Annotated in this window: 11 protein-coding genes; 3 read left to right on the top strand and 8 right to left on the bottom strand. The window is 72.4% G+C overall.

All coding sequences use genetic code 11. From position 1 onward, the window contains the following. Nucleotides 1–379: 379 nt before the first annotated feature. The 6 genes from efeB to RV983_RS18050 all read right to left on the bottom strand — a co-directional run bounded on the left by efeB (nucleotide 380) and on the right by RV983_RS18050 (nucleotide 6,388). Nucleotides 380–1,618 (bottom strand): iron uptake transporter deferrochelatase/peroxidase subunit, encoded by a 1,239-nt coding sequence (efeB, locus tag RV983_RS18075; protein WP_475986796.1) that lies wholly within the window; start codon nucleotides 1,616–1,618, stop codon nucleotides 380–382. Further along, nucleotides 1,615–3,510 (bottom strand): copper resistance protein CopC, encoded by a 1,896-nt coding sequence (locus tag RV983_RS18070; protein WP_475986795.1) that lies wholly within the window; start codon nucleotides 3,508–3,510, stop codon nucleotides 1,615–1,617. The genes efeB and RV983_RS18070 overlap by 4 nt, the downstream gene beginning before the upstream one ends. Before the next feature lie 10 nt (nucleotides 3,511–3,520). After that, a complete protein-coding gene (locus RV983_RS18065) occupies nucleotides 3,521–3,976 on the bottom strand; it encodes a copper chaperone PCu(A)C (RefSeq protein WP_475986794.1) in 456 nt (151 codons plus the stop codon). Beyond that, complete coding sequence (locus tag RV983_RS18060) at nucleotides 3,973–4,638, bottom strand: SCO family protein (protein ID WP_475986793.1); 666 nt, start codon at nucleotides 4,636–4,638, stop codon at nucleotides 3,973–3,975. Before RV983_RS18060 ends, RV983_RS18065 begins: the two co-directional genes overlap by 4 nt. A gap of 78 nt (nucleotides 4,639–4,716) precedes the next feature. Then, nucleotides 4,717–5,532 (bottom strand): YcnI family copper-binding membrane protein, encoded by an 816-nt coding sequence (locus tag RV983_RS18055; RefSeq protein ID WP_475986792.1) that lies wholly within the window; start codon nucleotides 5,530–5,532, stop codon nucleotides 4,717–4,719. A 97-nt stretch (nucleotides 5,533–5,629) separates the two neighbouring features. Continuing rightward, nucleotides 5,630–6,388, bottom strand: coding sequence for a hypothetical protein (locus tag RV983_RS18050; RefSeq protein WP_475986791.1), 759 nt, complete (start codon nucleotides 6,386–6,388; stop codon nucleotides 5,630–5,632). 212 nt (nucleotides 6,389–6,600) lie between these two features. On the opposite strand from RV983_RS18050, the gene RV983_RS18045 reads away from it, so the two are divergent. Beyond that, entirely contained in the window at nucleotides 6,601–7,047 is a 447-nt protein-coding gene (locus RV983_RS18045) for an ATP-binding protein (protein ID WP_319663428.1), read from the top strand. Nucleotides 7,048–7,161: 114 nt separating this feature from the next. On the opposite strand, the gene RV983_RS18040 is transcribed toward RV983_RS18045, so the two are convergent. Both RV983_RS18040 and RV983_RS18035 read right to left on the bottom strand, forming a co-directional pair. Next, nucleotides 7,162–8,619 carry an aminopeptidase P family protein gene (locus tag RV983_RS18040; RefSeq protein WP_475986790.1) on the bottom strand — a complete coding sequence of 486 codons (1,458 nt, stop codon included), beginning with the start codon at nucleotides 8,617–8,619 and terminating at the stop codon, nucleotides 7,162–7,164. 40 nt (nucleotides 8,620–8,659) lie between these two features. Then, the gene (locus tag RV983_RS18035) at nucleotides 8,660–10,060 is read right to left on the bottom strand and encodes a PP2C family protein-serine/threonine phosphatase (RefSeq protein ID WP_475986789.1); all 1,401 of its coding nucleotides are present in this window, start codon (nucleotides 10,058–10,060) and stop codon (nucleotides 8,660–8,662) included. Nucleotides 10,061–10,639: 579 nt separating this feature from the next. Between RV983_RS18035 and RV983_RS18030 the strand changes: the two genes are divergently transcribed. Continuing rightward, a complete protein-coding gene (locus tag RV983_RS18030; RefSeq protein ID WP_475986788.1) occupies nucleotides 10,640–11,284 on the top strand; it encodes a bifunctional DNA primase/polymerase in 645 nt (214 codons plus the stop codon). Between the two features lie 116 nt (nucleotides 11,285–11,400). Next, a complete protein-coding gene (locus tag RV983_RS18025; protein WP_475986787.1) occupies nucleotides 11,401–11,928 on the top strand; it encodes a hypothetical protein in 528 nt (175 codons plus the stop codon). Nucleotides 11,929–11,980 lie beyond the last annotated feature (52 nt).

Below are 11,980 nucleotides of genomic sequence, written 5' to 3'. Positions count from 1 at the left end.
CGGGTGTGGATGGACTGTGGAAGATGGAGTCGACCATTCCGTCGACCCATCGGGAGCCCATGGATTCCCCGGTCAAACCCCACCCACACTCCCTTTCGAGTGAGAATTCTTCCCTCTATCGAGTTGTTCGAAGGTATTGGGGTGACGAATGTGCATCTGAGGGTCTGTGCGGCGGGATGACGCCCCTGTGCCGATTTGTCGATCTGGTCCCTACTCGTCATCCCTGTCGTGTCGACTTATCCCCAGGTTGCCCCCAAGGCCTGTGGATAACGCAGTGGACAAGCGAAGAGGCCCACCGGTCGTTCACCGGCAGGCCCCCTGGGACGTGCGGAGCGGAGGGCCGGGCCCGCACGTCCCAAGGGCCGGCCGGTGATGTGCCCTACGCCTCCAGGAGCCGCTGACCCACGTATTCGCCGGGTCCCGCACCGCCCGGCACGGCGAACAGCCCACTGGCCTCGTGCCGCAGGAAACGGGACAGCCCGTCACCCCGGTCGAGCTTGCGCTGCACGGGGACGAAGCCCGTCAGCGGATCGGACTGCCAGGCCACGAAGAGCAGCCCGGCGTCCGGGGCGCCGTCCTCAAGAAAGCCGTCGTGGTACGAGAAGCCGCGCCGCAGCATCGCGGCTCCGCCGTTGGACTCCGGTGCTGCCACCCGGACGTGGGCGTCGGCGGCGATGGCGAAGGTCCGTCCGTCGGCCTCGATCCTGTTCAGATCGGGCTTGGCGGTCCCGGTGCCACCGGACAGCGGGGCACCGTCGGACTTGCGGCGCCCGATGACCCGTTCCTGGCGTTCCAGGGAGAGGTGGTCCCAGGAGTCCAGCAGCATCCGGATCCGCCGCACCACCGCGTACGAGCCGCCGGCCATCCACTGCGGCGCGCCGGAGGAGGGCACGAAGACCCGCTGCCCGAAGTCGGGGTCGGACGGCTCGGGGTTGTTGGTGCCGTCGATCTGCCCCATCAGATTGCGGGTGGTGCGCGGCACGGGGGTGGCCCCGGGCGCGCGGTTGAAGCCGGTCATCTGCCAGCGCAGCACCGCCGTTCCGGCGGCCTGCTTCTGCAGCACGCGCAGGGCGTGGAAGGCGACCAGCGGGTCGTCCGCCCCGATCTGGATCCACAGGTCGCCCTCGCCGCGTCGCGGGTCGAGTGCGTCGGCGGAGAAGGGCGGCAGCGGGGCCAGTGCCTCGGGCAGCCGCGTGCGCAGCCCCGTCCGGCCGAAGAAGGAGCGGCCGAAGCCGAAGGTGACGGTCAGCGAGGCGGGCCCGGCGTCCAGGGCGATCTGGTCGTCGCCGGCCGGCGCCCGGCCCGTCGTCATCGCCTCGGCCGCCGCCGACCAGCGGCGCAGCAGCGCGGCGGCGCCTGCGCGCCCGGCGCCCGCTGCCAGGTCGAAGGCGGCGAGATGGCCCTGCGCCTGCGCCGCGGTGACGATGCCGGCCTGGTGGACGCCGTGGAAGGGCACGTTCGCGGCGCCCACCGAGGCGAGTGCGGCCGGTTCCTCGCGGGCCGCGTTCGCCGCGACGGCGGAGCCGCCGCCCACGGCCAGCCCCGCGGCGCCGGCCGCACCGGCGGTGCCGAGCAGGCGGCGCCGCGAGATGGGCCGGCGGATCGGGTCGTTCGTCAATTGATCTTCACTGTCCTGGTGCGGGTGACCTGGTCGATGTCCGAGGTCCGTACGGTGACCGAGAGCGTCCACCGGCCGGGGATCGGGATCTGGACGTTCTCCGCGCTCCAGTGGCCGGTGTCGACCTTGCCCAGGGTGACCGGGATCGGGCCGATCTTCTGGGCCGGGAGCGTGAAGGAGACCTTCACCTCGGGGACGTCGCGGGCCTGGCCGTCGGGTGCGGTGATCAGCAGGTGCAGCTCGTTCTCGGCGGTGCTGCCCGGGTCGAGCGTCACCTCCGCCTCACCCTTGCCGTTCGGGCCGCCCGTGTCGAACGGGATCCGTACGTCGAGCGGTTCGGGGACCGAGGTGACCGGGGCGGTCGCCCCCGCCGTCGCGCTCTCCTCGGCGGCCCGGCCCGGCTGCGTACCGGTGAGCAGGGTGGTGACGCCCAGGATCATGACCGCGACCGCTGCCTCGGCCAGCACGGACCTGCGCAGGCCCGTGCGTTCCGGGTCGGCGTCGCGCACCTTGCGGTCCCGTTCCTTGGCGAGTGCCGTCTCCTGCCGGGCCAGCTGCGCGGTACGGACGGCGGGGTCCCCGCCCCGCCCCGCGGCCACCGGCTGGGCGACGGCGGCCGCGGCCCTGGCGCTCTTCGCGCTCCGTACGGGCTGCACGGCCTTGGCCTTCTCCGCGAGCCGCCCCGTCCAGCGCCGGGAGAGCCAGGCCAGTTCCAGCAGCAGCATGACCAGGCCGATCTTGACCAGCAGCAGCTGCCCGTACCCGGTGGAGACCAGCGCGTCCCAGGAGCCGAGCTGACGCCACGACTGGTAGACGCCGGTGGCGACCAGGGCCGTCACGGCCCAGAAGGCGATCCGGGAGTACCGCCGTACCGCCGACCGCTCCACCGGCAGCCCCCGCCACAGCGCGACGAGCAGCGTGGCCAGGCCGCCCAGCCAGATCGCCATGGCCAGCAGGTGCACGATGTCGACCGGCATGGCCACCGAGGCCTGGATGCCGACCGAGGCGTGCTCGGCCATGGCCCATGTCGCGGCGAGGCCCACGGCCACGACCGTGCCGCCGATCGACAGGCCCCAGGCGAGGTCCTGGCGCTCGACCGGGTCCTCCCGCTTGGCGAAGCTCCCGAAGAGCACGGCGATGAAGACCGCGGACGCGGCGAGCAGCAGCAGCCGCGACAGCAGCGCGGCCCCGGGCCGGGTGTCCAGGACGTCGCTCGCGCCGCCGAGGTCGAGGATGTCGCCGACGGACCCCCCGTTGGCGTACGGGGCGCGCAGCAGCAGCAGCGCTATCGTCGCCGCGACCATGGTGGCCCAGCCGCCGGCGACCAGCTTGCGAAGCGGCCGCAGCTGCGCGCCGGCCGGCCAGCACACGCCCAGGAAGAAGGCGGAGCCGACCATCAGGGCGAACCCGAGATAGGCGGCGTAGCGCCCGACGTCGTACAGCGCTCCGACCACGCCGCCGCCCGCCTCCTGGGTGGGCAGGCTGACCGTGGTCTTCGAGGGTGCGCCGATGGAGAAGACGAAGGCCCCTGCCACCGGGTGGCTGTCGGCGGACACCGCCTTCCAGGCCACGGTGTACGTGCCGTTGCCCAGCCCCGGCCGCAGCGCGACGACCGCCGTGTCGTTCCCCTCGCCGCCGTTGCTCGCGGCGCCGATGTCGGCCCGCCGGCCGTCCGGCCCGAGGACGCGGACGGCGTCGGACGCGAGCAGCACGCCCTCGGAGAAGGTCAGCCGCACCTGCTGCGGCGCGGTCTTCACCACCGAGCCCTGTGCCGGGTCGGTCCCCACCAGCGCGGCGTGCGCGGAGGCCGGCGCGGCGCCGCCGAGCAGCAGGCCGAGCACGGTCAGTGGTACGGCCAGCAGTCGCAGCCCGGCCTTTGTCAGCTCTTTCATGGCGCCCTCCTCAGTCCCCCGGGCGATAGCCCGCCGGCTTGACCGGGACCCGTACCGCGATGGCGTCGGTGTCGTCGAAGTGCAGTTCCACGGACACCACCTCACCGGCCACGGGTTTGTGCGTGAGCTTCATCAGCATCAGATGGTTCCCGCCGAGCCCGAGGGTCAGCCGCCCACCCGCCGGCACGGTGAACGCGTCGACCCGCCGCATGGCGTTGCCCGCGGTGGAGTGCATGGTCACCTCGCCGGCCAGATCGCTGGTCACCGAGGTCAGCCGGGCGTCCTGGTCACCGCTGTTGGTCACCGTGAAGTAGCCGGCCGCCATGTCCGCGAGCGCGGGCTGCGGTATGTAGGCGCCGCTGACCTTGAGTTCGGGACCGTCCGGCGAGGAGCCGCAGGCGGTGGCCCCGAGTCCGAGAGCCACCGTGACCGCGACCGTGACCGCCAGCGCGGCCGGGTGCCTCACGGCGTCCGCCCCTGGATGATCTTCGGCAGGTCGGCGGCGAACTGCTGGGAGGTGGTCCCCGACATGTAGAGCACGTGCGCCTTGTCGTCCTTCGGCGAGTACGCCATGACCTGCGCGCCGTGCATGACGGTGATGCTGCCGTCCTTCTCCTTCACCGGCTTCTCCACGTCGATCCCGAGCGTGCGGGCGCCCGCCTGGATCGTGGCGAAGTCGCCGGTCAGGCCGACGAAGGTCTTGTCCATGGCGCCCAGCCAGGCGCCGAGCCGCGGCGGGGTGTCGCGCTCCGGATCGGTGCTGACGAAGACCACGGTGAGCGCGGCCTGTTCGGCCTTGGGCAGCTTGGACTTGGCGATGGCGATGTCGCTCATCGTCGTCGGGCAGACGTCGGGGCAGTGGGTGTAGCCGAAGAAGAGCAGCGTGGGCTTGCCCGCGGTCTCCTTGACCAGGTCGTACTTCTTGCCGTGCGTGTCCGTGAGGATCATGTCCGGCTTGTCGAAGGGCGTGTCGAGGACGGTCGAGGCCTTCTGGGTGGCGTCGGTGGACACCAGGGGGGCATCGGTGCCGGCGCCCGCCGGGTCGTCCGAGCCGCCGCAGGCGGCGAGGGTGAGGGCGAGCGCGGCGACGGCGGCCGCCGCGGCGACCGCCCGGGTGGTGGTACGCATCAGGGTTCCCCAGGAAAGTTCGGTACGACGCCGGGTGGCCGGCCCCGCGCACGGCGGCGGCCACCCGGCGATACTGCGTCAGACGGCGGAGGTGCCGCCACCGGCGCCGCGGCGGCGCCCGGCGAGCACGCCGAAGCCGACGCCCAGCACGCCGACGACGATGCCGACGACGCCCAGCACACGGGCGGTGGTGTCACTGGCGTCGGCGGACGCCGCCTGCTCCGTGGTGACGCTCTTGCCGTCACCGTCACCGTCACCGTCACCGTCACCGTCCGCGTTGGTGTCGGCGGCGGGGGAGGCGGACGCGGCGGCGCCGTGGCCGTGGCCGCCGGCCTCGGTGTCGGCGGCAGCCGCCAGCGTCAGCACGGGCGCCGGGTACTCCGGCTCGGCCTGGCCCTCCTGCTGCTCCTCGATCCAGCGGACGACATCCTTGTTGTCGTACGTCTGGACCGCCTTGAAGACCAGCTGGTCGGCGTCCTCCGGCAGTGGGCCGAACGAGACCGGGAACTGCTGGAACTCACCCGGGGCGATCTTCCCGCCGGTCCAGGTGATCTTGGTGACGGCCTCGGTGATGCTGCCGTCGTCGCTCGTGATGGGCTTGGCGAGCTTGCTCTTGACGACCTGGGCCGTCCAGCCGGGGACGGGCTGGAGGGAGACCGACGCGATCGGGTGATCGGCCGGCAGGTTGACCTCGACCTTGATGGTCGACGCCTTGTCCTCCTCGTTGGGGACCTTGAAGGCCACCGTGCTGTAGCTGCCCTTGGCGGCGGAGTTCGGCTGAACGGAGACATGCGCGAAGGCGGGTACCGCGGCGGCGAGGACGGCCGTTCCACTGAGTCCGGCGATGGCGACGGCGCGGCGCATGGCGGTGCTCTTGGCGTTCAATGCGTTCATGGGTGCAGAAACTCCACGGGTGAAGGTGTGAGGGATGACGGATGGCACGCGTGCGGCGCGCGACTCCGTCCCCCTACGTCCGTGGAGCGGGTCGCGTTCAGGCCGCGAGGGCGTACGCCGGAGGGCCGCGCCGGGCGAGGCTGTGCCGGAGCAGGACGGTGCGCGGCGGCCCGGAGTCGGCGGCCCGGCGGCGCGGGCCGCCCGCGACGGACGGTGCGCCCGGCTCTCCCGCCACCAGGGCGCGCACCAGCGCGACGGCGTGCCGCAGGACGGCACCGGTGAGTTCGGCGAGACCCCGCACGCCCAGGGCGACCATCCGCCACAACGCGGCCTCGCCGCGGCGCAGCAGCCAGCCGGCGACGAGCGCGGCGATCAGGTGCCCGAGCAGCATCGGCAGGCTGTAGGCCAGCATCGTGCTCTCGGTGTGAGCGTGCGCCATGCCGCTCATGCCGCTCATGCCGCCCATGTCGGCCATGCCGCTCATGGTGCTCACACCACTCATGCCGCCGAGCGGCCGGGGCCGGTCGGCGCAGATGAGCCGTCCGGCGATCTCCATGATCCCGGCGGCCCGGGGGACACCGCCCGGCGCGCACACGCCGCCCGCGTTGAACAGCACGTGCAGGGCCAGCTGTCCGCCGGCCAGGCCCGCCGCGATGGCGGGGAGCGACCGCTCCCGTCCGGCGAGCGGCGCCGCCACCGCGAAGACCATCACCCAGCCGGCCAGCAGCGACCAGCCGGGCACCGCGTGACCTGAGGCGAGGGAGTGCGCGGCCGCGGACAACACGACGCAGACCGCGGTGAACACCGCGGCCCGCAGCAGTCGCAGATCGGCGCCGGCGCGCACAGGAGAAGCCATGACGGGCGTCATCTTCTCACCGCGTCCCTCGTTCGCGTGCAGTGGGTCTCGCACTTCGGCGGTGTGTGCTATGGGTTCCGGACGCCCGCGTACACCCGTGTGCCGGGGCCGGGCATCGGCCGTATGGGCGTCATCACGTCAACACCACGCTTACCGGCCGTGTTTCGGGGCAATACGTATCGGTATGTCGAGCCGCAGCCAGGAGGCTGAGCATGAGCATCTGGTGGTCCCTCCATTTGCGGCGCGAGGCTGCGAGCGTTCCGCTCGCCCGTCGGCTCCTGCTGGGGACGATGGAGACCGCCGGGGTGGACCCAGACATCTCGTACGACTTGTCCGTGGCCCTCAGCGAGGCCTGTGCCAACGCTGTTGAGCACGCGAGTCATGGCGAGTACCGGGTGACCGCCCGTATCGAGGGCGACCGCTGCCGCATCGAGGTGGCGGACTCCGGACCGGGCTTCGCCCCGGATCTGCGCCGCACGCACCACGCCGTACGACCGCTGTCGAAGAAGGACCAGCACGCGGAGCACGGCCGCGGGCTGTTCCTGATCGAGGCGCTGGTGGACCATGTCCACTTCCACAACCGGCCCGGCCATGGGGCGGTGGTCAGTTTCGACAAGATCCTCAAATGGCGGGACGACGCCCTGCTCAGGGTGTCGTGACCCCGGCCGTCCCCGCCCGGCGCCAACCGCCCGCCCGTGCACGGTCCTTGCGCCGGTGCGGGCGGTGCCCCGTCCCGTGGGGACGGGACGGGGGCACCGCCCGCGTGCCGTGACTCAGCCGCGCAGGCCGGCCATCCAGCGCTCGACCTCGTCGGACTTGCGCGGCAGGCCCGCGCTGAGGTTCCGGTTGCCGTCGGCGGTGACGAGGATGTCGTCCTCGATGCGCACGCCGATCCCGCGGTACTCCTCGGGGACCGTCAGGTCGTCGGCCTGGAAGTACAGGCCGGGCTCGACGGTGAGGACCACGCCGGGCTCCAGCGTGCCGTTGACATAGGTCTCGGTGCGGGCCGCGGCGCAGTCGTGCACGTCGAGGCCGAGCATGTGACCGGTGCCGTGCAGGGTCCAGCGGCGCTGAAGGCCGAGTTCCAGGACGCGGTCGACGGGACCCTCGACCAGGCCCCACTCGACGAGCTTCTCCGTCAGCACGCGCTGGGCCGCGTCGTGGAAGTCGCGGTAGGCGGCGCCGGGGCGGACGGCGGCGATGCCGGCCTCCTGGGCCTCGTACACCGCGTCGTAGATCTTGCGCTGGATGCCGGTGTACGTGCCGTCGACCGGCAGCGTGCGGGTGACATCGGCGGTGTAGAGGGAGTGCGTCTCCACACCGGCGTCGAGCAGCAGCAGGTCGCCGGAGCGCACGGGGCCGTCGTTGCGGACCCAGTGCAGGGTGCAGGCGTGCGGGCCGGCGGCGCAGATGGAGCCGTAGCCGATGTCGTTGCCCTCGACGCGGGCGCGCAGGAAGAACGTTCCCTCGATGTAGCGCTCGGAGGTCGCCTCGGCCCTGTCCAGGACACGGACGACGTCCTCGAAGCCGCGGGCGGTGGAGTCGCAGGCCTTCTGCAGCTCGCCGATCTCCCACTCGTCCTTGACCAGCCGCAGCTCCGACAGGAACTCCTTCAGCCCGGCGTCGCGCTCCGCGGTGACCTTGTCGGTCAGCGCGGCCTCGATGCCGGCGTCGTAGCCGCGGACGACCCGGACCGGGCCGGTCGCCTCGCGCAGCGCGTCGGCGGCCTTGCGCACATCGGCGCAGGGGACCCCGAGCAGCACCTGGGCCTCCGCCAGGCTGTGCCGGCGGCCGGTCCACAGCTCGCCCTGGCCGTCGAGCCAGAACTCGCCGTTCTCCCGGGAGGACCGGGGCAGCAGGTAGGTGGTCGCATCATGACCGACGTCACCGTTCGGCTCCATGACCAGGACGGCGTCCTGCGTCTGGTCGCCGGTCAGGTACACGTACTCGGTGGCGGCGCGGAAGGGGTATTCCGTGTCGTTCGCGCGGGTGCGCAGATTGCCGGCCGGGACGACCAGCCGCTCGCCGGGGAAGCGGGCGGACAAGGCGGCGCGCCGCTTGGCGGCGTACGCGGCCTGCTCCAAAGGCTGCAGGTCACGCAGCTCCGTGTCGGCCCAGCCCGACTTCATCACTTCGGTGAGCTCGTCGGAGACGGCCGGGTACAGGCCGTTCTTCCGCTGCTTGATGGGCTCGTCGCCTTCCGGGTTCTCCGGAGCGCGGTCCTCGGCCACGTCATGCCTCCTCGCTGTAGACCCACCCATCGTAAATGGGTCAGTCGAAGCGGGCGGCCAGCAGGACGAGGTCCTCGGTGCGCTCGATGCCCTCCTCGGCGCCGCGGCCGTCCGGCAGCAGTGTGCGCAGGACGTGATCGGTGAGCAGTGCCGGGTCCTCCCGGGCGGCGCGGGGGGCACCCGCCGCGGCGGCGTGCAGCCGCGTGACGGCCCGGTCGGTGGCATCGCCGGTGCGGTGCAGCAGCCCGTCGGTGTAGAGCAGCAGCGTCTCGCCGGGCAGCGCACGGAACTCGGCGCCGGGCGCCTCCCAGCAGCTGAGCATGCCCAGCGGCGCCGACAGCGAGGTCTCCACGAACTCCACCCGGCGCTCGCCGACGACCAGCGGCGGGCAGTGCCCGGCCCCGGACAGCGCGATCCGGCGGGTGACGGGATCGACATGGGCGTACAGCGCGGTCGCCGAGCGCGCCGGCTCGGTCAGCCGCAGCAGCAGCTCCAGGTCGGACAGCACCGCGACCGGGTCCTCGCCCTCCAACACCGCGTACGCCCGCAGAGCCGCCCGCAGGCGTCCCATCGCGCCGATGGTGCCCGTGCCGGAGCCGGTGACCCCGCCGACGGACAGCCCGAGGGCGCCCTCCGGCAGTGCCATCGCGTCGTACCAGTCGCCTCCGCCGCCGGGGGCCGCGACATGCGTCACGGCCAGCCGGACCCCGGGGATCCGCGGCAGGCGGGTGGGCAGCAACTGCGCGCGCAGGCCGGCCGCGGTGGCGCGGAGCTGGTCCAGCTCGACCAGCCGGGCCAGGTGCTCGGTGGCGTGGCGGCAGTACAGGCCGATGAGACGGCGCAGCCGTTCGCCCGGTTCCGCGGGCTCGTCGTAGAACCACACGGCCGACCCGAGCCGCCCGGCGCTCTCCGTGGCCAGCCGCACCGCGTAGCTGGCGCCGAGGCCCAGCCGCACGGCGACCTCGCGGTGGCGCGGATCCAGGCCCGGCTCGTGGCACAGGTCGGGGTGGATCTCCTCGGCCGGCACCGTCGCGGGGGAGGCCGGCAGCGGGACCGTCTCCAGCGCGCCGAGCTCCGCCGGGCAGAGCCCGAGCCCGGTGACGGTGGCGGGACCGCCGAGGTCGGCCGGTCCGGCCGCGGCCAGCCCGCGCCGGGCACCGGTCAAGGTGACGCCCGCGCGCAGCATTTCGCGCAGCGCGTCCTCGACGCAGGAGGTGCGGGCGAGGCGTTCGGACAGCTCGTGCAGGGTCGTCAGATCGTCGATCCACGACGCCAAGCCGTCCTGGGTCGTGCCGGGTTGTCCGGCCGGCTCGTCCGTCCCGCCGTGCTCGGACCGGTCGTCCGGGCGGGCTTGTTGTTCGACCGCGGGAGCGGCAGTGTGCGCCGATGTCGGAATGGGTGGGTTGATTCCGGCCACTTTTGGAAGGCCCGCCGCACTCATGGTCGCCGGCTTTCGAGACCTTTGACGCGATACGGCGGCGGCTCCGTAGAGCAGCGCATTTGTGTCAATAGCATTGCAAACCCCCAAGTCGTTCTGCGCCGCTATCAATGGATTACCTTCTACCGCCTCCTCAGGGGCGTGTCCAGGATTGCCCAGGTAGGTGCGGTGGTGTCGATGCGCCGTAAGGGTTGCGCGACTATGGCTGAAAAAGGGCACCGCGTGCGACAATTAGTTGTCGACTGGGGGGGTTCGACAGTGCGTCATATCCACAGCAGTGGGTACGTACGGGATGGGAGTTGGCGGCTTCAGGAACCCGGCGCCCGGCCGGAGCGTCTTAGACGGCGACGGCCGACCCTCCCCCCATGGCGGGGTGTTGCACAGCCAGCGGGACCGCACACGAAGCACCACGGAAGCGCAGTACGCAGCACACCCTGACGAACAAGCGCCATGTGTGCGCCACCCCCCGCCACGTTCCACGCTCGGCTCGAGACGTGATGCGCTACCTCGTAAGCGGTGTGTTCCAGATTACGTTGTGTCATGGGCAGATCCCTGAGCGCCAACGGAAAGGAACGAGCGCGGATGCGTGAGATCCTCGGAAAGCGACGCAAGAGCAGTTCAGAGCTGCTGCGCGCGGCGCTCACCTGCGCCGAGCAGTGGCAATGGCCCGTGGTGCCCGGAGCCGGGACGGACGGGCGCGGCGGCTGCGCCTGCCTGCGCCCCGACTGCCCGGTGCCCGGCGCCCATCCGCACGACCCCGGTCTCCTGGCGGCCACCCGTGACCCGCGGATGGTGCGCTGGTGGTGGTCGCACCACCCGGACCAGCCTGTCGTCCTCGCCACCGGCGGGTGTGTCTCCGCCGTCAGCCTGCCGGCCGTCGCGGGGGCGCGGGCGCTCGGCGTGCTCGCCAAGCGCGGGGTGCGCACCGGGCCGGTGGTGGCCACCCCGACCCGTGTCGTGGTCCTGGTGGAGCCGTACTCCCTGGAGGAGCTGGGGGAGTTGCTCGACCGGCACGAATGGGTGCCGACCTCCCTGCGCTTCCACGGTCAGGGCGGCTACACGGTGCTGCCCCCCTCGCCCGTCGGGGCAGGCGGTGCGCGCTGGGAGCGGCGGCCGGTCGTGGACCCCGGCGAGCGGGCGCCGTGGCTGCCGAGTGTGCGGGTGATCGTCGACACGCTGGTGCAGGCGGGACGCACGGCGCCGGACGGCAGCCGGCTCTCGTACTGAGCCACGTGGGGCGGGCGCTGTCCGCCATCACTCTTTCGGGTATGAGCGGGGCCACGGGGCGGCCAACTGCCCGTGGCCCCCGGTATACCGCCCTTTTCTCCCGCTATGTTCGGCGCATGATGCGCGCGTCGAACCTTCGGATGTTCGCCCTCGTCTGTGTTGTCGTGGCGGCCGCGCTGGTCGTCCCGGCCGCGGCCGGCACGGGAGCCTTCGTCCCCGTCGAACCGGTGTCCGCCGATACCGGGGGCGGGTTGCTGTCGAGCGACTCCGAACTGCTGGGCGGTCTGTCCGAGTCGGCCGTATCCGAACGCCAGATCGCTTCCTGCGGTCCGAAGTTCGTCTCCCCGCAGGGGCTGCGGGCGCAGACCTGCACCATCGCCGCCGAGGGCGACACCTGGGCGCGCACGTACTGGGACAACACCACCGGCCGGCGGCTGGACGGGATGCTGACCCTGCTGCTGCCCGACGGCCGGGCCGTGCAGGCACGCTGTGCCATCGACGCGGCGCTGGGGAGCGGAAGTTGTGAGACCCCGCGCGAGCGGACGGTGCCGGTGCCGGAGGGCGCCGAGCCGTACATGGCGGTGGCGGAGATCGCCGAGGAGAACGCGGAACGTCCGCTGCTGCGCAGCGGGTCCGCACAATGAAACGTCCGGTCGCTGGCGACGGGGGATGCACCAGCGACCGGACTGTTCAAAC

Source organism: Streptomyces sp. RLA123, from assembly GCF_056270165.1.
Note: the sequence above shows the minus strand (reverse complement) of the source record. Positions and strands in the feature narration are given on the sequence as shown.

Coding starts and splice junctions, on each gene's coding strand:
- RV983_RS18055 (WP_475986792.1), bottom strand. CDS start 5,532: ATGAACGCATTGAACGCCAAGAGCACCGCCATGCGCCGCGCCGTCGCC.
- RV983_RS18030 (WP_475986788.1), top strand. CDS start 10,640: ATGCGTGAGATCCTCGGAAAGCGACGCAAGAGCAGTTCAGAGCTGCTG.
- RV983_RS18035 (WP_475986789.1), bottom strand. CDS start 10,060: ATGAGTGCGGCGGGCCTTCCAAAAGTGGCCGGAATCAACCCACCCATT.
- RV983_RS18045 (WP_319663428.1), top strand. CDS start 6,601: ATGAGCATCTGGTGGTCCCTCCATTTGCGGCGCGAGGCTGCGAGCGTT.
- RV983_RS18060 (WP_475986793.1), bottom strand. CDS start 4,638: ATGCGTACCACCACCCGGGCGGTCGCCGCGGCGGCCGCCGTCGCCGCG.
- RV983_RS18070 (WP_475986795.1), bottom strand. CDS start 3,510: ATGAAAGAGCTGACAAAGGCCGGGCTGCGACTGCTGGCCGTACCACTG.
- RV983_RS18050 (WP_475986791.1), bottom strand. CDS start 6,388: ATGGCTTCTCCTGTGCGCGCCGGCGCCGATCTGCGACTGCTGCGGGCC.
- RV983_RS18025 (WP_475986787.1), top strand. CDS start 11,401: ATGATGCGCGCGTCGAACCTTCGGATGTTCGCCCTCGTCTGTGTTGTC.